We start from the raw sequence: 23970 nt of genomic DNA on the forward strand, positions 1-23970 counted from the left end.
CGTTGGCGCCTAAGAAATGGGCGACTGGAAAATCGGCGGCGGCTACAGCACCGGGCCGAGCATGGCGATGGTGTTGTTCCACAGGCGGCGGGGAGCGCTGAAGGCGTCCGCATCGTCCTGCGTCACCGGCGTCGCGGCATCCAGGAACACCTGCTGGCGCGCCCGCAGGGTCCGGGTGAAGGTGGGGTCGTAGAGGAGGATGTTGTTTTCCGCATTCAGCTCGAAGCTGCGGCGGTCGATATTGGCCGAGCCGATCAGGGTCACTTCGCCGTCGAGGGTCAGCGTCTTGGCGTGGAGCAGGCCGCCGACATATTCCCGGATCTCGACGCCCGCCTCCAGCAGGTCGTGGTAATAGCTGCGGCTGGCGGCGGCGACGATCCAGCTGTCGTTGCGCTTCGGGAACACGATGGTGGTCGCCACCCCGCGCCGGGCCGCGGAGCACAGCGCCGCCTGAAGCGGCTCGTCCGGCACGTAATAGGGCGTGGTGATGACGAGTTCGCGCCGTGCCGCATTCATCAGCGCCACGAACATCTCCGGCATGGCCGAGTAGCGCACGCCCGCGCCGGAGCCGATGACCTGCGCGATGAAGCCGGGCTGCGGCGGCGGCAGGGGCTCGGCGAAGAGGGGGGCGAGGTCTTCCTGAATCTGCGCCATCCAGTTGCTGGCGAACAGATGCTGGTTCTGACGCACCACCGGCCCCTCGAACCGCGCCATCACGTCCACCCAGGGGGCGAACTTCGCCTTCACGGCGAAAGCGGCATCGGCGCAGTTCTGGCTGCCGCAATAGGTGATGGCGTTGTCGATGACCACGATCTTGCGGTGATTGCGCAGGTCGATACGGCCCTTGAACGGGCGCAGCAGCGGGTTGCCGATAGGCAGGGCGGTGGCGAGCCGCACGCCTGCCGCCGCCATATCCCGCCAAAAGGGGGAGCGGATGAGGGCGCGGGAGCCGAGATCATCCGCCATCGCCCGGCAGGTGACGCCCCGCGCCGCCGCGCGTTTCAGGGCCTCCATCACGGAGCGTCCGCTCGCATCGTCGAGCCAGATATAGAAGAGCACGTGCACGCTTAGCTGCGCGGCGTCGATGTCCCGCACCATGGACGCGATGGCAGAGGCGGAATCCGGGAGCAGCTCGGCGCGGTTTCCCGCCACCGGGAGGAAATGGTTCACCGACTGGCCGACCCGGAACAGCGGCACATGTCGCTCGGGGATGTCCGCCTCCGCCGAAGGCCCGGCGACACCCTCCGCAGGCGGCAGGGCGGCCACCGCCGCGCGCAGGCTTTCCACCGCCTTGCGCCCCAGATTGACCTCGCCGAACAGGACGTAGGCGAGCATGCCCACCACCGGCGCCAGCAGGATCACCAGCACCCATGCCATGCGCGAGGCGGGCTCGCGATGGGGGCGCAGCAGCGCGCGGATGACGAAGATGATCTGGAGGCTGAGGTGGGCGGCGTAGAACACCCAGGCGAGGACGGCGGAATCATGCATGGCAGCGGCACGCCCGGTGAGAGGATCGCTGCCGTTCTAGATCATCTTCGCCGCCCGCGCGAACGCCGTCAGGCGCCGGCGTAGAGCCCGCGTAGGGTGTCGGCAGTGGCGAGCGGTCGATTGAGCAGCTGCGCCCCCTCCGCCGCCCGCCGCACCTGCGCGGCGTTGTTCTGCGCCACGCTGCCGTCGGGCGCGAAGAGGTTGTTCTCGAAGCCGACGCGCACATGCCCGCCGAGGCCGGCGGCGACGGTGGCGCAGGCGTTCTCCTTCGGCCCGAACGCGCACATGGCCCACAGGCGGGGCGGCGTGCCGGCGGTGGCGAGGAAGGGCACGAGATCGGCTGGCGTCGAGACCTGCCCGCTGGTGTATCGGCCGAGCACGAAGAGGGGGAAGTCCTCACCGTCGCCCAGCACGCCGCGCCCCTTCAGCGCCTGATAGCGCAGCACTTCTTCCGCCGAATAAAGGATGATCTGCACCAGCATGCGCTCGCGCCGCAGCCAGGCGAAAAAGTCTGCGGCGGCCGCCTCGTGCGCCGCGTCCGGGATGATCTCGCGCAAGGCGAGGGAGACCGCCTCCGGCCGCACGGCGCGCACCACGGCGATCTGCTCCGGCGCCTTGTAGCGCCCCGCCGCCTCGGAGGTGGCCTGCACCACCAGCCTGTCCCCCACCTCGCGCCGGATGGCGGCTGTGGCCTCGCGATAGGCGTCCGCATCCAGCAGATGGCGGCCATCGGCGTCGCGCACATGGATGTGGATGAGGGCGGCGCCCGCCTCGACGATCTCCGCCGCGTTGCGCGCCAGCTCGCCGGCGCTCATGGGCAGGGCAGGGTGGTCCGTCTTGGTGCGGGTGGCGCCGTTGGGTGCGTTGGCGATGACGAGGGGCGGCCAGAGGAGGGCCTCGGCGGGGGCGGCGGTCAGGGTCATGGAGGGTCCGGAAGGTCAGTCGGTGGGGGTGAGGCCCAGCCGCTTCATGCGGTCGTGCAGGGTCTTGCGCGGGATGTTCAGGGCGAGGGCGGCGGCGGAGACGCGGTGGCCGGAGGCTTTCAGTGCATCCTCTATGACGAGGCGTTCCACCCGGTCCAGCAATTCGTTGAGGCTCGGCGCTGCAGCGGCGCCCCCGGTGAAATCCGGCGCGAGAAAGCCGAGCATGTGGCGCTCGGCGGCGTTCTTCAACTCGCGCACATTGCCCGGCCAGTCCGCCAGCATCAGCACGCGCCGCAGGGAGGGCGGAACCTCCACCACCGGCCGCTGGTACTTCACCGCCGCCTGCACAAGGAATAGCTCGAACAAGAGCGGGATGTCCTCCCGCCGTTCGCGCAGGGGCGGCAAGGCGAGCTTCACCACGTCCAGGCGGAAGAACAGGTCTTTCCGGAAGCCGCCGGCATCGGCCAGCGCGCCGAGGTCTTCCTTGGTGGCGGCGATGACGCGCAAATCCACCGGCACGGGCGTGTTGGAGCCGAGGCGCTCGATGCGCCGGTCCTGCAGCACGCGCAGCAGCTTCACCTGCATGGCGAGGGGCATGCTCTCCACCTCGTCGAGGAAGAGGGTGCCGCCGGAGGCATGCTCGATCTTGCCGATGCGCCGCTTGCCGGCCCCGGTGAAGGCGCCGGCCTCGTGGCCGAACATCTCGCTCTCGAACATGCTCTCGGGGATGGCGCCGCAGTTGACCGCCACGAACGGCTTGTCGCGCCGGGCACCGCCCTCGTGCAGGGCGCGGGCGACCTGCTCCTTGCCGGCGCCGGTCTCGCCCAGCACCAGCACATCGGCGCTGGTGGAAGCGAGCTGCGCCACATCATCCCGCAGCCGGCGGATGGCCGCGGACTGCCCCACGAGATGCCGCTCGATGGCGTCGCCCCGGTCGAGGGCGGTGCGCAGGCGCCGGTTCTCCAGCACGAGGGCGCGCTTCTCCAGCGCGCGCTTCACCACCTCCACGAAGGCATCGCTCACGAACGGCTTCTCGATGAAGTCGTAGGCGCCTTCGCGCATGGCGCTGACCGCCATGGCCACGTCGCCATGGCCGGTGATGAGCACCACCGGCAGCTCCGGATCGCGGCGGCGGATATCCGCCAGCAGCTCCAGCCCATCGCGCGCGGGCAGACGCACGTCGGTGACGACGATGCCAGGATAGTCCCGGCCAATGGCGGGCAAAGCGGCTTCGGCGCTGGCGAAGGCGGTCACGTCGATGCCGGCGAGGTCCAAGGTCTGCTCGATGGAGAGGCGGATCATCTCCTCGTCGTCCACCAGCAGCACCCGGGGGCGGTTGGCGTGGCGGGGCGCTTCGGCCTCGGCGGAGAAGGCGCGTTCAGGAAACATGGCGCAGCGGCTCCGCAGGAAGGGTCAGGTGCTCTTCGGCCTCGGCGGCGTCCATGACGAGATCGAACGCGGTGCCGCCTTCCACCCGGTTGCGGGCGACGAGGGTAGCGCCAAAGTCGCGGGCGATGGCGAGCGAGATGGGCAGGCCGAGCCCCAGCCCCTCGCCCGCCGGCTTGGTGGTGAAGAAGGGATCGAAGATGCGCTCCGCTGCACCCTCCGCGAGGCCCGGCCCGTTGTCCTCCACGGTCAGCACGATGCGGCTGCCGTCGCAATGGGAAGCGATGCGCACCATTGCCTCCGGCTGTCCCTTCACCGCGTCGAGGGCGTTGCCCACGAGGTTCACCAGCACCTGGCTGAGGCGGATGGGCTCGAACATCACATGCGTCGCATCGGGAGCGAGATCACTGACGACGCGTGCGCCCGATGCCCGAAGGCGCGGGGCGAGGATGGCGAGGCTTTCCGCCAGCACGGCGGCGGCGTCCACCGGCCCCTTCTCGCTGGACGTGCGGCGGGCGAAGGCTCGCAATTGGCCGGTGATCTTGCCGAGGCGATCCACCAGCGCGGCGATGCGGGTGAGGTTCGCCTCCGCATCCTCCTCGCGCCCGTGCTGGAGCAGCTTGGCGGTGTTGTCGGCCAGCGCCCGGAGCGCGGTGAGCGGCTGGTTCAGTTCGTGGGTCACGCCGGCCGCCATCTGGCCGAGGGTCGCCATCTTGGCGGCCTGCACCAGCTCGTCCTGCGCGGCGCGCAGCTCGCCCTCGGCGCGGCGCCGCTCCTCGATCTCGGCGGCAAGGCGGGTGTTGGCGGCGGAAAGGTCGGCGGTGCGTTCCGCCACCTTGCCTTCCAGCTCCCGATGGGCGGCGGCGAGCGCGGCCTGCGCGGCGAGGCTTTCGCGGGCGCGCCTGAGATGCTGGCGCCAATAGAGGCCGACAAGGCCGAGGATGACCAGCGCCAGCGTCATGCCGATGCGCGCCGAACGTCCCGCCAGCACCACGGGTGCGGCATCGGTGAAAAGCAGCAGCCGCCAGTCGTAGGTCGGCAGGTCCTTCTCATCGCGGATGACGAGGCCGGCGGGGCTCAGGTCCGAGCCGGAGAGCACCTTCAGGCCGCCTTCGTCCTGCGCCTGCCCCATGCGCAGCAGGGGATAGGACTTGTGGCCGTACTGGCGGGTCTTGGCGATTTCGGCGGCGGCGGCGGCGTCGATGGGCCGGAGGGAGCGGAACTTGAACTTCGGATCCGAGGTGAGGAAGACGATGCCGTGCCCGTCCGCCACCAGAACGGTATCGGCGGCCTCGTGCCAGACGGATTCCAGCGGGTCGAGATTGACCTTGGTCGCCACCACGCCGGCGACCTTGCCGTCCACCATCACCGGTGCGCTGATGAAATAGCCGGGGACGCCGGTAAGGGTGCCCACCGCATAGAAGCGGCCGGTCTGGCCGAGGATGGCCTCAGTATAATAGGGGCGATAGCTGAAATCCGCGCCGACATAGGTTTGCGGCGTGTTCCAGTTGGAAGCGGCGATGGTCATGCCGCCGGGCGCCAGCAGATAGAGCACGGTGCCACCCGCTGCGCGGTTCAGCGTCTCGAGATAGGCGTTCACGCGCGCCACCTGCTCTGCGTCGTGGGGGGCGGCGAGGAGGCGCTTCACATTATCGTCGAGGGCGGCGGCGGTGGGCAGATAGCCGAAGCGCTCGATGGCGCCTTCGAGGCTCTGGGCATAGATCTCCGCCCGGTGGCGCGCGTCCGAGGCGAGGCGCTCGCCCACCCGCGCCTCCGCGATCTCGCCGGCTTCGAGAACGGCGAACACCGCAGCCGCCGCCAGCACGGCGGACAGCACGGCACCGAGGGCCGTGATGCGGTTCGATCGCATGGAAAATTCCGCGTCCTCAAGGTGGTGCGGCCGGGCCTCGTGCGGCCCGGCCATGTCGCGGGGATGCTGGTCCGCCCTCAGTCGGTGGTCAAGCCTTTGACCTCGACCTCCTCGAAGCGGTGCTGCTCGGCGGTGACGAGGGCGGACAATTCCCGCTTCAGCTCGTTGAAGGCGGTGGAGGCGGAATCCCGCGGGCGCGGCAGCTCCACCCTGATGTCCCGCTTGATGGTGCCCGGCCGGTAGGTGAGCACGACGATGCGGTCCGCCAGATAGATGGACTCCTCGATGGAGTGGGTGACGAAGACGATGGTCTTGCCCGTCGCCGACCAGATGCGGATGAGTTCATCCTGCAGCGAGCGGCGGGTGAGGGCGTCGAGCGCGCCGAATGGCTCGTCCATCAGCATCACAGGGCTGTCGAGGGCCAGTACGCGGGCGATGGCCACGCGCTGGCGCATGCCGCCGGAGAGGTCTTTCGGGAAGCGGTCGCGGAATTCCGCGAGCTTCAGCATGGCGAGCAGCTCGTTCACCTTGGGCTCGATCTGGGCGCGGCTCATGCCCTTGATCTCAAGGCCGAAGGCGATGTTCTGCGCCACCGTCATCCACGGGAACAGGGCGTATTCCTGAAACACCATGCCCCGGTCCGGCCCGGGATCCTTCACCGCGCGGCCGTCCACCGTGATGGTGCCGGTGGTGGGGGCGGAAAAGCCGGCGATGGCGTTGAGCAGGGTGGACTTGCCGCAGCCCGAGGGGCCGAGCAGGCACACGAACTCGCCCTCATTGATGGTGAGGTCGATGTCCTTCAGGGCGACGATCTCGCCGCCCGGAATGACGAAGCGCTTGTCGACGCCAGAGACCACGATGTGTGGCCGGGTGGCCTGCGCGAGTGCGGCGGGGGAGGGGGCGGGGCTGGCCGCGAGGGGAGCTGCGATGGGCATGTCGGTCCTCACGATTCCAGGCCGCGATGCCAGCGCAGCAGATGATTGTTCAGGCGGCTGACAGCGAGATCGATGGCGAGGCCGATGAGACCGATGGTCAGCATTCCCGCGATGATCTTGTCCGACCAGAAGTATTCCCGCGCCTCCAGGATGCGGAAGCCGAGGCCGTTGTTGACGGCGATCATCTCGGCCACGATCACCACGATGAAGGCGGTGCCGATGCCGATGCGCGCGCCCGACAGGATGTAGGGCGTCGCCGCCGGCAGGATCACCCGCCGGAAGATGGTGAGGCGGCTCGCCCCGAGGCTGCGGGCGGCGCGGATGTAGATGCTGTCCACATGCCGCACGCCGGCGATGGTGTTCATCAGCACCGGGAAGAAGGCGCCGATGGCGATGAGGAACACCGCCGGCGCGTTGCCGAGGCCGAACCACAGGATGGAGAGCGGGATATAGGCGATGGGCGGAATGGGCCGCAGCAGCTGCATCAGCGGATTGACATAGCGATAGATGGAATCGCTCGTGCCCATGAACAGGCCCAGCGGCAGCGCGAGGCCAGCACCCACGGCAAATCCCATCACCACGCGCGAGAGGCTGGCGAGGGAATCGTGGATCAACTCGCCGGAGAAGATCCACGCGACCCAGCTTTCCGTTGCCGGATCATAGGCTTCGAGTGGGGCAAGATAGCTCCACCAGCGCGCTGCGACGGCGGCGGGGGAGGGCAGGACCATGGGGTTCACCCAGCCTGCGGAGCAGGCCACCTGCCAGAGGAGCAACACGGCGACGGGCACGAGAAGCCCCTCGCCGAGCGCCTTGAAGCGCGAGATGTTCATGTCGCCGCCCTCACTTGATGCCGTTGGACGCCTTGGCGGCATTGAGCAGGTCCAGCTTCACCCAGTCCTCGGCCTTGGCGGGGGCGGACATCTTGCCGACGCCGTACTTGGCCATCACGTCCGTGGTCTTCTGGATGTGGTCGGCGCTCATGTCGAGGGAGTAGGGCGAGTTGGCGAGGGCTTCCTGGAATTCCTCGCCGGTGAGCTGGCCCTTGAACACGTCCTGCGTCACGAACTTCTCGGCAGCCTTGGGGTCGTTCATGAAGGTCTTCTGCGCCTTCACGAAGCAGTCCATCAGCTTCTTCGCCGTCTCGGGGTGTTCCTTGTAGAACTTCTCGCTCATCACCAGCGTGCGGATGGGCGAGCCGATGGGCGTGTCGTAGGGCTTCAGCACCTCAACGCCGAAGCCGCGGGCGATGGCCTGCGCCGACTGCGGCTCGGTCTGCATGATGGCGTCCACCTGCTTCTGCAGCAGCGCCTGGTTGAGGTCGGGATAGCCGAGATAGACGATGGTGACGTCCTTGGCGGACATGCCGTTCTTGCCCAGCTCCGCGGCCAGCAGCACTTCCTGGATGGAGCCGCGGGTGACGCCCACGCGCTTGCCCTTCATGTCGGGCACGGACCTGATGCCGCTGTCGGACGTCGCCAGCAGGCGCGCGCCGCCGCTGGCGAAGCCGCCGACGATATAGATCGGCGCGCCGTTGCCACGGCCGGAGATGGCGGCCTCCGAGGCGGTGGCGCCCACGTCCAGCTCGCCGGCGAGGATCGCCTGCATCACGTCCGGACCCTTGGGGAAGAGCTTGAGGTCGATGTTGATGCCGCAGCTCGGCGCGATCTCCTTCATGTAGGAGACACCGGCGAAATGGGCGAGCTTCAGGTTGCCCACCCGCACCGTCTCCTGCGCCGAGACCGCCCCCGCCGCGACAGCGGACATCAGGACGGCGGACACAAGGGTGGCGGTGATGCGAAGTCGTTTCAGCACGGCGTTTCTCCCAGGGAGCCCGGCATTGGTGCCGGTTCGGATGATGCCCCTGCCTTTGCACCGCGCATGCCACCCCTGCGGAATGCGCGGGTCTGGCATTACTCTTTGAAATAACACAATGTTTTACATGCCCGTCCGCATGGGGGTGGCGGAAATCCGCCACCTGGGGTGCGGACGCGGCGGAAGTTCGCCGCGCGACGCTCGCCCCGTCGCGTGGCGCGAGGGCCTTCCGGTGCCCCGAAACCGCCTCAAATTCTCCCCGCCCTGACCGCTCGCCTGTAAGCGAGGCGTAAGCTCAGCCTTGCAACGTCCGTGACAGAGCAATCAACGCACGAGCGGACGGACGAGCGGACATGGGATCTGCACATATTATTGAACCCGGCGACGCCGAGCGCGCCGAGGTCGAAGCTTTCATCCGATCGGTTTACGCACGCGAATACGGCGCTCACGTCGGCACGTTTGCCGAGCGCCTCCTGTGCCGGCGGAACGCAACGGGCGACATCCTGTGTGCCGCCGGCCTGCGCCTCGCCGAAGACGGCTTCTTCTCCGAGCTTTATCTGGACGGACCGGTGGAAGCCGCGCTCTCCCGCGCCACCGGACGCAGGCTCCGGCGTGCGGACGTCTATGAGGTGACGACGCTGGCCAGCGGCGCGCCGCACGACCTCGTGCCGTTCATCGCCGATATCGTGGCCTTCGGTGGCGCCAACGGCCTGTCCTGGTGCTTCTTTACCCTCACGCGCCGCCTGAGCCTGCTGGTGCGGCGGCGCGGCCTGTCGCCGATCTATCTCGGCGATGCCGATCCCGCCCGTGTCGCCCATCCCGAGGTCTGGGGGCGCTATTACGAGACCGAGCCGAAGGTCTTCGGCGTGTGCGGCGTGGACATGCTCGCCGCCTATCGCCGGGCCCAGGCGGCCTCCGTCTGCGTCCCGTCCGCTGCCGATCGGGTGCTGCACCATGCAGACGTTCTTTGAGGCGGTGGCGGGCCACGCCCGCCGCGCACCGGATCGCGTAGCCTTCACCGATCCGGATGGCGCCATCACCCGCGCCGGGCTGCTGGCCGATGCGGCGCGCCTCGTCGCCACGCTGCCTCCCGCGGCGCGGGTGGTCGGGCTGCTGCTGCCGAACGGGCGGGCCTATGCCGTGGCTCAGCTCGCATTGGTAGCGTCAGGGCGCATCGCCGTGCCGCTGCCCGGCTTCTTCAGCCCGACCCAGATCGCCCATGTGGTGCGCGATGCGGGCATCGAGCTGATCCTCGTCTCGCCGGGCGGGGAGGGGGCTGTGCCCGACGGCATCGCCCGCCAGGCGGTCGCCGTCACCGGCGCGCCGGGCGACATGCCGGCCTTCCGCGAGGGCTACGGCACGCTCATCTACACCTCCGGCAGCACCGGCCAGCCGAAGGGCGTGCGGCATGAGAGCGGGCAGGTGGGCTGGTCCGCGGCCGCGCTGGCGGAAGCCATCGGCGCGCGGGAGGACGACACCTATCTCTCTGTGCTGCCGCTCTCTTTGCTGCTGGAGACCATCTGTGCGCTGTTCATCCCGGCCCTCGTGGGCGGACGCGTGCATTTCGACACCGCCGTCTCGGAACGGATCGGCCGCGGCGCGGTCACCGGCATCGCCGAGGCTTTCGCGCGCCATCAGCCGACCACCGGCGTGCTGGTGCCCGAGCTGCTCCGGCTCTGGGTGGTGGAGCTTGCCGCCGCGTGGGCCCGCGCCCCGGACAGCCTGCGCTTCGTCGCCGTTGGCGGCGCCGCTGTGCCCCCTGCGGTGGCGGAGGCGGCATGGAATCTCGGCATTCCCGTACATGAAGGCTACGGCCTGTCCGAATGCTGCTCCGTGGTGGCGGTGAACCGGCCGGGACGGCGCGTGGCCGGCACCGTGGGCGAGCCGCTGCCGGGCCTGACCCTCGCCGTCGTCGATGGGGAGCTGCACGTGGACGGGCCGTGCGTCACGGACGGCTATCTGCGCGGCGCGCCGGCCCTCCGGCCATGGCCGACCGGCGATCTGGCGGCGCTGGATACGGACGGCCGGCTGACGATCTCCGGCCGCAAGGACAATCTCATCGTCACGCCGCTTGGGCGCAACATCAGTCCCGAATGGGTCGAGACGACCCTCCTCGCCGATCCCTTCATCGCCGCCTGCGCCGTCGCGGCGGATCCTGAGGGCCTCGCGGCTCTGGTGGTGCCGGTTCCCCCCGCGGCCGAATGGTTTGCCCATGCGGGCCGCGCGGCGGTGGCGGCACGCATCGCCGCCGCCTGCGCCGGGCTGCCGCCCTATGCGCGGCCGGCCCGTGTGCGCGTCATCGAAATGGCCCCCGCCAGGGCTGCGGGCCTCTTCACCGACAACGGCCGCATCCGCCGTCGCGTGGCGCACGATCTGCTCGCTGCCGACGTGGCCGTTGCCGTCTGACACTCCCTTCCCGGCCATCATCAGAAAGGCATCGGCCATGAGCTTCCATGAACGCCTGACCCGCGAGACCGCGGCGGCGCGCGAGAGCTTCCTCGCCATTCCCCTCGTCGCCAACGCGCCCCGCACGGGCGGCACGCGCGAACTCTATCTGGCCTTTCTGACCGAGGCCTACCACCACGTGAAGCATACATTCCCGCTGCTGGCGCTGGCGGCCTCCCGCACCACGGACGAGCGCTATCAGGCAGCCCTCCTCGAATACATGGAGGAGGAGCGGGGGCACGAGAAATGGATCCTCGACGACATCCGCGCCATGGGCGGCGATGCCGAGGCGGTCCGCACGGGCCAGCCGGGGCAGGCCTGCCGCGTGATGGTGGGCTTCACCTATTACGCCATCGAGCATGTGAGCCCCTATGCCATGCTCGGCAGCGTGCATGTGCTGGAGGGCATGTCGGTGCTGCTCGCCGACCAGCTCGCGGCGACGCTGGCCAAGACGTTGGGGAGCGCGAGCGGCGCCGGCTTCTCCTACCTCACCTCCCACGGCAGCCTCGATCAGGCGCACGTGGCCTTCTTCCGCTCGCTGGCGGACGGCATCGAGGACACGGCGGTCCAGGACATCATCATCGACCATTCCAGGATGTTCTATCGCCTCTACGGCGACATCTTCCGCGAGCTTGGCGCCCGCGCGGAGCTGAGCCATGCGGCGTGAGGACATATCGGGCCAGGGTGCGCCCCGCACGGGATTGCCGCGCGAGGTGAAGTGCGTGCTCGTCACCGGCGGCGGCTCCGGCATCGGCCGGGCGCTGGCGCTGGAGGCCGGCCGGCGCGGCATGTTCGTGGCGGTGTGCGGCCGCCGCGCTGCGGCGCTGGAGGAGACGGCGGCGGCGCTGCCGCCCTCCGCCCGCCCCATCGTCATCCCGGCCGATCTCACCCGCGCCGAGGACCGCGCCCGCATCGCTGCCGGGCTGAAGCAGGCCTGGGGCCGGCTCGACCTCCTGTTCAACAATGCCGGCCGCGTGGACGGCGGCGATGTGGAAGAGATGGCCGACGACGTGCTGGAAGACCTGTTCCGCACCAACATCATCGCCCCCATGGCGCTGACGCGGGACCTCGCCCCGCTGCTGGCAGCCGCCCGGCCGTCGCGGGTGGTGAACGTGGGCTCGGTGTTCGGCGACATCGCCTATCCCGGCTTTGCCGCCTATTCCGCCTCCAAGTTCGCCCTGCGCGGCTATTCCAGCGCGCTGCGGCGGGAATGGAAGGGGCGCGGCATCGCCGTCACCTATGCGGCGCCGCGGGCGACGCTGACCGATGCGGCGGCGGCCTTCAGTGACCTCATCGCCAGAACCGGTATGCGCCTCGATGCGCCGGAGAAGGTCGCCGCCCACATCTGGCGGGCGGTGGATGCGGGCCGCGATGCCGTCTATCCCGCCGGACCCGAGCGCCTGTTCGTGCTGCTCCAGCGCCTGTTCCCGAAGCTGATCGACCGGTCCCTCGCGCGCTTCGGCGCCTGAGCCGGCGGATCACGTCCACGCATTGCACACCAAGGACATCACCATGCGCGCAACCTTCTTCCTCGGCGCTCTCCTCTCCGCCACTTTCGCCGTTTCCGCCCATGCGGCACCGGCCGCTTCCGCCCCCGCCGACGATCCCGTCCTCGGGCAGGTGAAGCAGATCCAGACCCGATGGGAGACCATCAAGTTCACCGTGCCCGAAGGCGCCAAGCAGACCGACGAGATGACCGCCCTCGGCGCCGATGCCGACAGCCTCGCCGCCAAATATCCCGACCGGGTGGAAGTGTTGATCTGGGACGGCATCGTCACCAGCGAGCGCGCTTCCCTGGTCAATCCCATCTCGGCGCTGTCGCTCGCCAGCCGCGCCCGCGACACGCTGGAGAAGGCCTACAAGATGAACCCCACCGTGCTCGATGCCGGCGCGCCCACCAGCCTCGGCGTGCTCTACTACCGGGTGCCGGGGTTTCCCGTAGCGTTCGGCGACAAGGCGAAGGCGCGGGCGCTGCTGGAGCAGGCCACCAAGACCGCGCCGGACGGGCTCGACGCCTGGTATTTCTACGGCGATTTCCTGATGACCCAGGGCGAGTATGGGAAGGCCCGCGAGGCCTTCATCCACGCGCTCGCCATTCCCGTGCGCGCGGACCGGAAGGTGTGGGACGAGAACCGCCGGCTGGTCATCACCGAGAAGCTCGAACAGATCAAGGCCAAGCACTGATGGCGAACATCGCCTCCGAGGGCATCGCCCCCCTCTGGCACTGGCTCGGCCACCAGCTCGCCCACCCCGAGGGGGGAGGGGGCGTGCTGGTGGGGCGAGCGATGTCGCTCGCCAATCGCGAGCCCTACCGGCTGGCCATTGAGGCCCTGCGCCCCGCGCAGCAGGACCGCGTGCTGGAAATCGGCTTCGGGCCCGGTGCCGGCATCGCGGCCTTGGCGGCGTGCGTGCCGGGTGGCCATGTGGCCGGCATCGAGGGCTCGCCGGCCATGCTCCGGCTGGCGGCGTCTCGCAATCGCGGTGCCGTCGCGGGCGGTCAGGTGGAACTGAGGGAGGGGGACTTCCGCGCTCTGCCGTGGGCCGGTGCGAGCTTCGACGGGGTGCTCGCCGTCAATGTCGCCTATTTCTTCGATGCGGGGGGCGCAGCGGCGTTCGAGATCCGGCGGGTGCTGAAGCCCGGCGGGCGCGCGGTGCTCTACGTGACGGACCGATCGACCATGGCGCGCTGGCCGTTCGCCGGGGCGGATACTCACCGAACCTATGACGCGGCCGAGCTGCGGCGCCTCCTCGTCCAAGGCGGGTTCCGCGATGCGGATATCCGCGTCGTCGCCCACCGGCTGCCGTTCGGGGTCGAGGGGCTGATCGCCGTCGCACGGGCTGCGTGAGCGGTCAGGCCGCCGGCAGCCAGCCGGCATCGGGAAAGCGCATGATGGCGCGGCCGCCGGGGCCGGGATCGTTGGACAAGGTGAGGTCGCCGCCGTGCGCCATCATGGTGCGCTCCACGATGGAGAGGCCAAGGCCCACCCCCTCCCGGCGCTCGCTGCGCACCCGCCCGCTACGCCTCGCCTCGCGGTCGAGCACTTGCGCGGGAAATCCCGGTCCCTGATCGCGCACGACGATGGCCGGCTCGCCGGTGATCTCCACCGAGATCAGCCCCTTGTCGGGCGTGTGCTCCAGGGCGTTCTCGACCAGATTGCGCACGGCCCGGAACACGTCGTCCCGGCCGCCCGCCACGAGGACCGGGACATCCGGCGCGATCACCTCGATCATCCGGCCTCGGCCAACGATGCGCGGGGCGAGGAAGGCGCAGGCTTCGCGCGCCACCTCCCTGAGGTCCACGATCTTGCCCGTCTCGAGATTGAAGCGGCCGACCCGCGCACGGTCGAGCAACTGCTCCACCAGACGCTCCATGGCGCCGAGGTCGTGTTCGAGGATGCGGGCGTGCGGGTCCTTCATGGTCGCCAACTCGGCCTTCATCACGGCAAGCGGCGTGCGCAGCTCGTGCGCCATGTCGGCGACGAACTCCTCCTGAAGGCGATGGGCCTCCCGCAGCCGCTCAAAGGCCGCGTTCACCGTGCGCACCAGCGCCAGAAGATCGTCCGGCAGCCCCTTCTCGGTGAGCGTCGCCGGCCCGCCGGGCTGGATGGCGCGCGCCTCCTCCACCGTCTGCGAGAGGGGGGCGAGGGCGATGCGCACGACGATGACGTTGACCGCGAGAATGGCGAGCAGGAAGGGCAGCCAGATCCAGGCGATGTCCTTCATGAATTCGTGCAGCACCGACTCGAAGATGATGTGCCCCTTGGGGAACATCAGCTGCACATAGACGGGAACGGGCACCTCCGGGATGCGGGTCGAGAGGCCGTAATATTCCCCCTCCTCCGCCTGCCGGGGAATCCAGAAATAGAGCGGGCGAACCGTGCGGAACGAGGTGAAGCGCTCCGTCACGCCGGGCGAGGCGGCGACGATGTCGCCTTTCTCATCCAGTACCACGTAGCGCCCGGATTCATCCGCGATGCGTTTGCGGGTGGTGGCGTCGACATTGGCGGTGAGCTTGCCGTTGACGACATGGATGTCGTCGGCGATGTCGCCGATGAAGGCCTGCAGCGTGCCCTCGAAGAACAGCGAATGGGTATTGTGGAAGCGCGTGTAGAGATAGAACGCGCCCACCGCCACCGCGACGAGGCTCACCCCCACGAGGCCCAGCACCAGCCGGCCGAACACGTCGCGGGGCAGGATTTTCACGGCTCCTGCCTCATGCCCGCGGCTCTGCCAGCAGATAGCCGATGCCGCGCAGGGTCACGATCTCCCGGTTGGCGCCGGCGCCGGAGAGCTTCTTGCGGAGCCGGTGCACCAGCACCTCGATGGCGTTGACGCTGACTTCCTCGTCATAGCCGTAGAGCGCTTCCTCCAGCGCGGACTTCTGCACCACCCGCCCGGAGGAGCGCATCAGCATCTCCAGCGCACCGACCTCGCGGCGGCTGAAGTCGATGGCCGTGCCATCCACCACGGCGCGCCGCTCGGAGGGATCGAGGGCGATGTTGCCTTCCGCAAGGACCGTCTGGAAGGCGGTGCCCGGACGGCGCAGCAACGCGCGGATGCGGGCGATCAGTTCGTCCACGTCGAACGGCTTGCGCAGATAGTCGTCGGCGCCCCGGTTGAGGCCCTGCACCACGGAGGCCTTGTCGTCCCGCGCCGTCAGCAGCAGCACCGGGGTCGAGGAGCCGCGCCGGCGCAGCGCCTCCAGCAGGTCCATGCCGTCGCCGTCGGGCAGGCCGAGGTCGAGCACGATGCAGTCATAGGCGGTGGTCTCGGCCGCCGCGCGGGCATCGGCGAGGGTCTCGAAAGCGTCGGTGGCGAAGCCGGCGGCGCGCAGGGCTCCGGCCGTCAGCGCCCGCAAGCGGGAATTGTCTTCGAGAATGAGAACGCGCATCGACCGTCCGGGGAAGTGGTGCGCCTGAGGGCGCACGGCACCACCATGCGCTGCACTAAGGCATTTCCACGGCCACGCCGGTTCCCCTCGGGATGATACGGAGGGGGCGCGTCCCTTCCGCGCGCAGCGGACCAATCCGGCGCCGGTCTTTTCCGCTGGGGAATGGATGGCCGCTTCCGTAGCGGCCATCCCTTGGTCGTCAGCCCCGGGCGGGCGCGGCTTCGAGCCCCCGGCGGCCGCGCCGCAGCAGCAGGGTGAAGGCGAGGCCCGCGAGGGCCGTGCCCGCGCCCGCGAGGGAGACGGCGGGATAGCCGAGGCCGGCATCGATCACCGCGCCGCCCAGCGCCGCGCCCAGCGCATTGCCGAGGTTGAAGGCGCCGATATTCATGGCCGAGGCGAGGTGCGGGGCCTCGGCCGCCTCATGCACCACCCGCATCTGCAGCGGCGGCACGAGGGCGAAGCTGGCGATGCCCCACAGGAAGACCAGCGGCACCGTGGCGAGGTGCGAGTGCATGCCCGGCACGAACAGCACGAGGAGCACCGCCACCGCCGTTAGCGAGCCGATGAGCGTGCCGTCTAGCGAGCGGTCGGCGAATCGCCCGCCCAGCCAGTTGCCCAGCGCGAGCCCCAGCCCGTAGACCACCAGCATGGCGGTGACGAAGCCGGAGGCGGCGCCGGTCTCCACCTGCAGGATCGGCGCGATATAGGTGAAGACGGTGAACATGGCGCTGGAGCTGACCACCGTCAGCAACAGCGCGGCGAGCACCGGGCCCCGCATGAGCACCTTGAGTTCCGAGCGCATGTCGCTCTCGCCCTGAACTTCGAGCGGAGGAAGGGAGAGGCGCACCGCCACCATGGCGATGGCGCCGATGACGGCGATGCCGAAGAACGCCATGCGCCAGCCGACCGCCTCGCCCACCCACGCCGCGAGCGGCACGCCGCCGATGGTGGCGATGGTGAGGCCCGAGAACATGGCGGCGACCGCCCCGGCGCGCTTGTCCGCCGGCACCACGCTCGCCGCCACCACCGCGCCGACGCCGAAGAAGGCGCCGTGGTTGAAGGAGGTGACGAGGCGGCCGGCGAGGAGCATCCAGTAGCCGTCGGCGAAGGCGGAGATGAGGTTGCCCACGGTGAAGATGCCCATGGACAGCACCAGCAGTCGGCGGCGGGGCATGCTGGCGAAGGCCAGCGTCATGATGGGTGCGGTCACCAGAACGCCGAAGGCATAGGCGCTCACCAGCAGGCCGGCGGCGGGAATGGAGACGCCGAGGTCCGTGGCGATGATCGGCAGCATCCCCATGGGGGAGAATTCTGTGACGCCGATGCCGAAGGCGCCGATGGCGAGCGCCACCAGCGGCAGGTTGATCTTCATGGGAGGAACTCCGGGGCAGATCGTGTTGCTCCGGAATATGGTTGACATTGCAGTGCAGCAATAGAGAGCATCCGAGACCAGCATCTGTGCGCCGGAGTCACGAATGGACCGCCCCGACCGGACCGGAGAGATGGCCGCCTTCCTCAAGGTCGCGTGTGCCGGCAGCCTCTCCGGAGCGGCCCGCGAGCTGGGCCTCACCCCCTCGGCTGTGAGCCGCATCCTGGCCCGCATCGAGGCGAGGCTCGGCGTGCGCCTCATGGTGCGGACCACCCGCCAGTTGCGCCTCACGGAAGAAGGCGAGGCCTATGCCCGCGCCGCCCGGCGCATCCTCGCCGACATCGACGAGACGGAGGCGGCGCTGGCCGACCGCGCCAATCCGCGCGGGCGCATCCGCGTTAGCGCCTCCATGGCCCATGGCCGCCTCGTCATCGTGCCGTTGCTCGGTGAATTCGTGGCGCGCTATCCCGACATCGAGGTGGAGATGGAGCTGAGCGACGAGATCGCCGACGTGCTCGGCGGGCGGGTGGACGTGGCCATCCGCTTCGGCCCCCTCGCCGACAGCCCGCTGACCGCCCGCCGCCTTGGCGAAACAGGGCGCACCGTCATCGCCGCGCCCTCCTATCTCGCCCGCCACGGCACGCCCCGCGTGCCGGCCGACCTTGCGGATCACAATTGCCTCGACTTCAGCTTCCGCCGCATCGAGCCCGGATGGCCGTTCCGCGAGGACGGGCGCGACTACATGCTCGCCGTGCGCGGCAACATCACCGCCAACAATGGGGAGACGCTGGTGCAACTGGCCGCGCAGGGCGTGGGCATCACCCGTGTCGGCAATTTCCACATCGACGAAGCCCACGCGCGTGGCGAGTTTCCGAGCGGAGCGCTGGTGCCGCTGCTGGAAGCGTTCAACCCGCAGGACCGGGAGAGCATCCACGCGGTATTTGTCGGCGGCGCCACCACCCCGGCGCGTCTGCGCGTGTTCGTGGACTTCCTCGCCGAGAAGCTCCGCGGTGCGCCGCCGGAGGGGTGACGGCCCGCCGGGCTCCATCCTGGCGGATGCCTTGTGTCGCGCCCGCTTTCCGGCTTGATCTCCCTATCTCGGGGAGGACACGCCATGTGGGCGATTGAAAACAGGGGAGGGCGCCCGATGCCGCAGGAACTGCTCCGCCGACCGCCGGCGCTCAGGCGCAGCTGGCTGTTCGCGCCCGGCGGCGCCCGGCGTGCGCTCATGGAGGCGACCTCCTGCGGTGCGGATGCGCTCATCCAGGAGCTTGAGGATTTCACGCCGCCCGAGCTGCGGGGCGCGGCCCGGGCCATGTCGGCGGAAGTGATGGCGGCGTGGCGCGCGGCCGGCATCCTTGCCTGCGTCCGCATCAATCCGCTGGAGGGCGATGGCCTCGCGGACCTTGCCGGCGTGATCGAGGGGCGGCCGGACGTGATCCATCTGCCGAAGATCGCCGAGCCGTCCCAGGTTGCAGCGCTGGATGCGGAGATCACGCGGCACGAAGCGCGGCTCGGCCTGCCGCCGGGCGCCATCGAGATCGTGCCCAATATCGAGACCGCGCGCGGCATCATGCAGACCTATGCCATCGCCACCGCCAGCCCGCGCGTGACGGCCGTTTTGTGCTCCACCGAGGATCTCGCGGAAGACCTCGACGCGCCGCGCAGCCGCGCGGCCGTGGAGCTGGCCTATGCCCGCCAGCGCCTGCATCTGGAAGCACGGGCGGCGAAGGTGCTCTCCATCGACTGCCCCTACACCTTTGCCGATCTGGAGGGCTGCGAGGCCGATGCCCGCGCCGGCCGGGCGCTGGGCTACAGCGCCAAGAGCGCCGTGGAGCCCGGCCACATCGCGCTCATCAACACGGTGATGACCCCTTCCCCCGCCGCTGTCGCCGAGGCGGGGGAGATCGTCGCGGCCTTCGAAGCGGCCCGCGCCGCCGGTCAGGACCGGGCGCGGCTGGGAGATTTCATCATCGAGGTGCCGTTCTATCTCTCGGCCAAGCGGCTGCTCGCGCGCGCGGCGGCGCTGGGGGAGGGCGCTCAGGCGGCTTCCGGGCGTTCCGCCATCCGGTAGCGGTTCCGGCCGTCCGCCTTGGCCTGGTAGAGGGCGATGTCGGCGCGGCGGATGGCGGAGGCGAGGGGCTCGCCGGGGGCGATCAGCGTGCCGCCGAGGCTGGCGGTGATGCGCCGCTCCTCCGGTAGCCAGGCGAAGCGCATCTGCTCCGCCCCGGTTCTCAGCGCGGCGGCGATGCGGGCGAGGGCCTCGACATCGGCGGCGGTCATCAGCAGGCAGAATTCCTCGCCGCCGATGCGGCCACACAGGTCCCGCGGGCGCGCGCAGGCCGCGAGCAGCGCGCCGAACCGCCGGATCACCTCGTCGCCGGCCGGGTGGCCGAACCTGTCGTTGATCGCCTTGAAATGATCGAGGTCGCAGAGCAGCAGGCCGATGCGGGTGCCCGGCGGCGCGGCTTCCGCGAGGCGCTCCGCGCGTTCTAGGAAGGCCGTGCGCGTGAGGACACCGGAGAGGCCGTCCCGCTCCAGCCGCCCGGTGGCTTCGGCGATGACCTCCCTCACCACGAGCGCGAGCAGCGCCACGCCGAGCATGAGCGACAGGATGCTGCCGGCCGTCTGCGAATAACGGGCATAGGCGCTCGTCAGATAGTCCCGCACCCCATTATCGGCCCCGTCGAGCGGAATGAGAACCGCTTTCGCCGCGAACTGCAGAGCGCAGAGCCCCAGCACGCCCGCGAGGACAAGGTCCACCGCCCGCCCGGGCGCGTGTCGCAGCACGGTGCCGGCGGCGAATGCGAGGATGGCCGCGAAGGGCAGTTGATAGGTCAGCGCCTGCGCCCAGCCTCCGCGCGGCAGGTCGACGCCCGCAAGCGCCGTGAAGGCCGCAGCGAGGAGCGCCGCCGCGCCGAGCCAGCCGAGGCGCGAATCAGGCCGGTAATGGCGCCGCAGCCCCGCCGCGATCAGGGACAGCGCCGCCATGAGCGATCCGAACGAGAGGGTCGAGGCGAGCCTGACCGAGGGGATATCCGGCGCCAGTGCCTCGATGAGCACGGTGGCGGCGGCGCAGACGAAGGCCGCGGCGCACCAGCGCCCCAGTTCCACCGACGAGCGCCAGGAGATGGCAAGAAATGCCGCAGCGAAGGTCAGGCCGATCGCGCAATTGATGAGCAGCAAAAATGTGGCGTCGGTCATGGCGCGCTCGGGGGCCATCCTCGGCATTTTGCCAGCGAGGCGCGTTGCATAGTTACCACATTCCCGGACGATCGATCATGCCTCTCGGTGCCGCCGCGAGGGCGAGCGAGATTGGTGGTAACAGATTGATGTCAGGCAAGTCTAATGGATATCGACGTTTTTCTTACACAGGCCGAAATTGGGCCCGCATTTCGATACCGCTAGTTTAGAGATATTCTATATCAATAAGGGGACTTCGGCGATTGACAAAGCGGGGCCGCTCACCCCCAATCCGGGCTCATTAGCGGCGATTTGCGGGCCTTCGTGGGCCGGGCGGGTGCTGTTCAGGCTTTCGGCAGTCGCGCGACCCTGATCGGGGCTTCGCCGCCGGCTTGCGATGTGGGGGAATTTAAGATGCTGGACACCGTGTTTCGGACCGCCGCCCGCGGCAGCCGCGGGGACCTTCCGGGTACGCGGACCCTCCTTGCCCGCTATCTCCTCGCCGGCGTCGCCGCCGGTGCGCTGCTGGGCGCCCCCCTGCTCGGCACCGCGCACGCCGCCGACATGGCGACCAAGGCGCCGGCCGCAGCCGCTCCCGCCGAAGAGGAGGCCGAGCCCTCCATCGCCCCGCAGCTCGGCTGGCTGGGCGACTGGGGCGGCTACCGTCCCAAGCTCGCCGAAGCGGGCATCAAGATCGGCGTGAACTATATCGGCGAACTCTGGCGTAACACCGAGGGCGGCCTGGGCACCGGCACCGCCTATAACGGCCGCTTCCAGTTCTCCCTCGATGCGGACCTCGACAAGCTGTTCAACTGGAAGGGCGCGACCTTCCACGCCAGCGTGCTGCAGATCCAGGGCTCGGGCTTCTCCGGCCAGTATCTCGGCAACATCATGGGCGTCAGCAACGTGGACGCCCTCTCCACCACCCGCCTGTTCGAGCTGTACATCGAGCAGGCGTTCGGTGACGGCAAGTCCTCCATCCGCTTCGGCCAGCTTTCCGCCGATTCGGAATTCGCCATCTCGGACAACGGCTCGCTGTTCCTGAACTCCACCTTCGGCTGGCCGGCCCTGTTCGCCGCCGACCTGCCGAGCGGCGGTCCCGCCTATCCCCTCGCCACCCCCGGCGTGCGCGTGAAGTGGGTGCCGAACGACGAGTGGACGGTGCTCGTCGGCCTGTTCAACGGCAATCCCGCGCCCTGCTGCGGCGACCCCCAGGAAGAGAACAAGTATGGCCTGAACTTCATCGTCGATCAGGGCGTGTTCGTGATCGGCGAAGTGGCCTACAGCTACAACAAGGCCGAGAACGCCGCCTGGCTGCCCGGCACCGTGAAGGTGGGTGGCTGGTACAATTCCAATTCGTTCAACAGCCAAGTCTACGACATCTTCGGCGTGCCGCTGGCGAGCCCCGCTTCCATCGGCCTGCCCAACCAGATCCAGGGTGACTACGCTTTCTACGCCATCATCGACCAGATGATCTGGCGCAAGCCCGGCACTAAGGACAAGGGCATCAGCGTCTTCGGGCGTGTGACGGCGGCGCCGAGCGAGCAGAATCAGCTCGGCTTCTACTGGGATGGCGGCATCACCTTCAAGGGCCTCGTCCCGGGCCGCGAGGACGACTCGTTCGGCGTCGCCTTCGGCAATGCGCGTGTGACCAACGCGGCCCAGCAGGCCGACCTCTACACCGCGCTCTACAACGGGTCCTACTACCCCATCCGCAGCAGCGAGACGGTGCTGGAAGTGACCTATTCGGCGCAGGTGATGCCCGGTTGGACCATCCAGCCCGACTTCCAGTACATCTGGAACCCCGGCGGCGGCGTGCTCAACCCGAACGATCCCCTCGGCATCTCGCTCGTGAAGAATGCCGCCGTGTTCGGCGTGCGCACCACCATCAACTACTGATCGATCCAAAGAAAAGCCGGGCGGCCGCGAGGTCGCCCGGCTTTTTTGCGTCCGGCGTCGTGGCTGGCGCTCAATCTGCGGCGGGAGCCACCTCGAACAGGCAGTGGTCGAAGCCCTCGGCGGCGCATTGCACCTCGCGGGCCTGAAGCCGGCGCGGTGCGCACGCCTGCTCGCAGACGAATTCCAGCGCTCCGGCCAGCCACGGCGCGAACATGTAGCAGAGCTTGCGGCCCGCGCCCTTTGTCGCCTCGGTGACGAAGGAGGAGTGATCGAGCCGGATCGTCGCCGTCCCCGCCGCCGAGTCCAGCGCGCGGATGGAGAAGCGCCCCCAGCCGCGCTGCGACAGCCGTTTCATGTAGTGCGCGAATACGTCGGCGCCGGAAAGGCCATAGACCTCGGCCTGCCGCTCGCACCACACGAAGGCCGAGAGCCGGCCGGCCGGCGCGAGGGCGGCGTCGAACCCCTCCGCCCCCAGCGCCGCCTCGATGGCGAAGTGGTTGTTGTTGTAGAAGTGCTGCGGCACCAGGATCATGGGCATCTTGTCCACGAACCAGCGGCCGGTCTCGGGGTCCACGTCGATCTCGACTTCGGGCTTCGCCATGGGTGCCTCGCTTGTGCACTGTCATCCCCCGGCTTGTCCGGGGGATCCACTGTTCCGCTTGCCCGCTTCACGAATGGATGCGCCGTTTTGTCGGCCCGGTGGATCCCCCGGACAAGCCGGGGGATGACGACCGCTCAAAGCATCAAAGCGGGCAAACGCAAAGGACGTGTCCTTCTCACTTCCCCCACACATCCTTCAGCAATTGCAGCCAGTTTCCACCCATCACCTTCTCGATGCGCCCCGTGGACCAGCCGCGCTTCTCCATCGCCGCGGTGAGGTTGGGGAAGTCGCCGATCACGCGGAAGCCCTCGGGATTGATGACCTCGCCGAAGTCGGTGAGCTTGCGGCCATTGCCCTTGTCGTGGGTGATCCAGTCGAAGAAGGGCTTGCCGTAGCCCTGGGTGAAGTCGGTGCCAACGCCAACCATGTCCTCGCCGGCGATATCGATGACGTATTCCATCGCCTCCACATAGTCCGCGACGGTGGAGGCCGGCCCCTTCTTCAGGAAGGGCGGGAACATGGTGACGCCGATGAAGCCGCCCTTGTCGGCGATGAAGCGCAGCTGCTCGTCGGTCTTGTTGCGCGGGTGCGCCTTGAGGCCGGCCGGCAGGCAGTGCGAATAGGCGACGCGCTGCTTGGAGGCGAGGATGGTGTCTTCCGAGGTCTTCGGGCCGACGTGGGAGAGGTCGCACAGGATGCCGAGGCGGTTCATCTCCGCCACCACGTCGCGGCCGAAATCGGAGAGGCCGCTGTCGCGGCCCTCGTAGCAGCCGGAGCCCACCCAGTTCTGGGTGTTGTAGGTCATCTGGATGATGCGCACGCCCAGCTCGTGGAACAGCTCGAGATATTCCAGGTGGTCCTCGATGGCGGTGGTGTTCTGCCAGCCGAGGATGATGCCGGTCTTGCCCTCCTCTTTCGCCTTCAGGATGTCGGCGGTGGTGTAGACCTGCGAGATGAGGTCCGCATTCGCCGCGAAATCCTTCTTCCACCGGGCGATGTTGCGCATCGTCTCGGTGAAGTTGTCCCAGATGGAGCAGGTGCAGTTGGCGGCGGTGAGGCCGCCCTTGCGCATGTCCTCGAAGACCGGACGGGAGAAGTCGGAGATGATGAGCCCGTCGATGACGATGAGCTTGTCGTGGAGGTCGGACACCGGGTTTTCCCCTTTATT

22 protein-coding genes are annotated in these 23970 nt (G+C 69.0%); 9 read left to right on the forward strand and 13 right to left on the reverse strand.

Features of this window, described 5'->3' with window-relative positions:
* Positions 1 to 42: 42 nt before the first annotated feature.
* From cls to XAN126_RS0108385, 7 genes are all read right to left on the reverse strand, one after another.
* A complete protein-coding gene (gene cls / locus XAN126_RS0108355) occupies positions 43 to 1488 on the reverse strand; it encodes a cardiolipin synthase (protein WP_024278138.1) in 1446 nt (481 codons plus the stop codon).
* A 68-nt stretch (positions 1489 to 1556) separates the two neighbouring features.
* Positions 1557 to 2411 carry a 3-keto-5-aminohexanoate cleavage protein gene (locus tag XAN126_RS0108360; protein WP_024278139.1) on the reverse strand — a complete coding sequence of 285 codons (855 nt, stop codon included), beginning with the start codon at positions 2409 to 2411 and terminating at the stop codon, positions 1557 to 1559.
* Positions 2412 to 2426: 15 nt separating this feature from the next.
* Entirely contained in the window at positions 2427 to 3800 is a 1374-nt protein-coding gene (locus XAN126_RS0108365; protein WP_024278140.1) for a sigma-54 dependent transcriptional regulator, read from the reverse strand.
* A complete protein-coding gene (locus XAN126_RS0108370) occupies positions 3790 to 5667 on the reverse strand; it encodes an ATP-binding protein (RefSeq protein WP_024278141.1) in 1878 nt (625 codons plus the stop codon). The genes XAN126_RS0108365 and XAN126_RS0108370 overlap by 11 nt, the downstream gene beginning before the upstream one ends.
* A 77-nt stretch (positions 5668 to 5744) precedes the next feature.
* Positions 5745 to 6602, reverse strand: a complete 858-nt coding sequence (locus XAN126_RS0108375; RefSeq protein WP_038225099.1) for an ABC transporter ATP-binding protein — start codon at positions 6600 to 6602, stop codon at positions 5745 to 5747.
* An 8-nt stretch (positions 6603 to 6610) separates the two neighbouring features.
* Positions 6611 to 7432, reverse strand: coding sequence for an ABC transporter permease (locus XAN126_RS0108380; protein ID WP_024278142.1), 822 nt, complete (start codon positions 7430 to 7432; stop codon positions 6611 to 6613).
* Positions 7433 to 7442: 10 nt separating this feature from the next.
* On the reverse strand, positions 7443 to 8414 hold the full coding sequence (locus tag XAN126_RS0108385) for an ABC transporter substrate-binding protein (protein WP_024278143.1): 972 nt from the start codon (positions 8412 to 8414) through the stop codon (positions 7443 to 7445).
* Between the two features lie 353 nt (positions 8415 to 8767).
* Here XAN126_RS0108385 and XAN126_RS0108390 point away from each other — a divergent pair, with 353 nt between their 5' ends.
* Genes XAN126_RS0108390 through XAN126_RS26130 form a run of 6 tightly spaced genes read left to right on the forward strand, consistent with a single transcriptional unit; the run spans position 8768 to position 13705 of the window.
* A complete protein-coding gene (locus XAN126_RS0108390) occupies positions 8768 to 9385 on the forward strand; it encodes a thermostable hemolysin (protein WP_024278144.1) in 618 nt (205 codons plus the stop codon).
* Positions 9369 to 10820 carry an AMP-binding protein gene (locus XAN126_RS26125; RefSeq protein ID WP_024278145.1) on the forward strand — a complete coding sequence of 484 codons (1452 nt, stop codon included), beginning with the start codon at positions 9369 to 9371 and terminating at the stop codon, positions 10818 to 10820. Before XAN126_RS0108390 ends, XAN126_RS26125 begins: the two co-directional genes overlap by 17 nt.
* Before the next feature lie 37 nt (positions 10821 to 10857).
* A complete protein-coding gene (locus tag XAN126_RS0108400; protein WP_024278146.1) occupies positions 10858 to 11526 on the forward strand; it encodes an iron-containing redox enzyme family protein in 669 nt (222 codons plus the stop codon).
* Complete coding sequence (locus tag XAN126_RS0108405) at positions 11516 to 12328, forward strand: SDR family NAD(P)-dependent oxidoreductase (protein ID WP_081762571.1); 813 nt, start codon at positions 11516 to 11518, stop codon at positions 12326 to 12328. The genes XAN126_RS0108400 and XAN126_RS0108405 overlap by 11 nt, the downstream gene beginning before the upstream one ends.
* Positions 12329 to 12371: 43 nt before the next feature.
* The gene (locus XAN126_RS0108410) at positions 12372 to 13043 is read left to right on the forward strand and encodes a tetratricopeptide repeat protein (protein ID WP_029876904.1); all 672 of its coding nucleotides are present in this window, start codon (positions 12372 to 12374) and stop codon (positions 13041 to 13043) included.
* Entirely contained in the window at positions 13043 to 13705 is a 663-nt protein-coding gene (locus XAN126_RS26130; protein WP_024278149.1) for a class I SAM-dependent methyltransferase, read from the forward strand. The genes XAN126_RS0108410 and XAN126_RS26130 overlap by 1 nt, the downstream gene beginning before the upstream one ends.
* Positions 13706 to 13709: 4 nt before the next feature.
* Here the strand turns inward: XAN126_RS26130 and XAN126_RS0108420 are convergent, their stop codons facing one another.
* From XAN126_RS0108420 to XAN126_RS0108430, 3 genes are all read right to left on the reverse strand, one after another.
* On the reverse strand, positions 13710 to 15062 hold the full coding sequence (locus XAN126_RS0108420; RefSeq protein ID WP_024278150.1) for a HAMP domain-containing sensor histidine kinase: 1353 nt from the start codon (positions 15060 to 15062) through the stop codon (positions 13710 to 13712).
* Positions 15063 to 15072: 10 nt separating this feature from the next.
* Positions 15073 to 15750 (reverse strand): response regulator transcription factor, encoded by a 678-nt coding sequence (locus XAN126_RS0108425; protein WP_024278151.1) that lies wholly within the window; start codon positions 15748 to 15750, stop codon positions 15073 to 15075.
* Positions 15751 to 15949: 199 nt separating this feature from the next.
* Positions 15950 to 17122: an MFS transporter gene (locus XAN126_RS0108430; RefSeq protein ID WP_024278152.1), complete on the reverse strand. Its 1173-nt coding sequence runs from the start codon at positions 17120 to 17122 to the stop codon at positions 15950 to 15952.
* Between the two features lie 103 nt (positions 17123 to 17225).
* On the opposite strand from XAN126_RS0108430, the gene XAN126_RS0108435 reads away from it, so the two are divergent.
* A complete protein-coding gene (locus XAN126_RS0108435; protein ID WP_024278153.1) occupies positions 17226 to 18149 on the forward strand; it encodes a LysR family transcriptional regulator in 924 nt (307 codons plus the stop codon).
* Between the two features lie 117 nt (positions 18150 to 18266).
* The gene (locus tag XAN126_RS0108440; RefSeq protein ID WP_245272232.1) at positions 18267 to 19193 is read left to right on the forward strand and encodes a CoA ester lyase; all 927 of its coding nucleotides are present in this window, start codon (positions 18267 to 18269) and stop codon (positions 19191 to 19193) included.
* Here the strand turns inward: XAN126_RS0108440 and XAN126_RS0108445 are convergent.
* A complete protein-coding gene (locus XAN126_RS0108445; RefSeq protein WP_024278155.1) occupies positions 19160 to 20323 on the reverse strand; it encodes a GGDEF domain-containing protein in 1164 nt (387 codons plus the stop codon). The two genes, XAN126_RS0108440 and XAN126_RS0108445, sit on opposite strands and share 34 nt — an antisense overlap.
* 393 nt (positions 20324 to 20716) lie before the next feature.
* Here XAN126_RS0108445 and XAN126_RS0108450 point away from each other — a divergent pair, with 393 nt between their 5' ends.
* Positions 20717 to 22201, forward strand: coding sequence for a carbohydrate porin (locus XAN126_RS0108450; RefSeq protein WP_024278156.1), 1485 nt, complete (start codon positions 20717 to 20719; stop codon positions 22199 to 22201).
* A 70-nt stretch (positions 22202 to 22271) separates the two neighbouring features.
* On the opposite strand, the gene XAN126_RS0108455 is transcribed toward XAN126_RS0108450, so the two are convergent.
* Positions 22272 to 22802, reverse strand: coding sequence for a 4-vinyl reductase (locus XAN126_RS0108455; protein ID WP_024278157.1), 531 nt, complete (start codon positions 22800 to 22802; stop codon positions 22272 to 22274).
* A 175-nt stretch (positions 22803 to 22977) separates the two neighbouring features.
* Complete coding sequence (locus tag XAN126_RS0108460; protein ID WP_024278158.1) at positions 22978 to 23952, reverse strand: dipeptidase; 975 nt, start codon at positions 23950 to 23952, stop codon at positions 22978 to 22980.
* Positions 23953 to 23970: the final 18 nt, after the last annotated feature.

The organism is Xanthobacter sp. 126 (assembly GCF_000526175.1).
Classification (GTDB): Bacteria; Pseudomonadota; Alphaproteobacteria; order Rhizobiales; family Xanthobacteraceae; genus Xanthobacter; species Xanthobacter aminoxidans.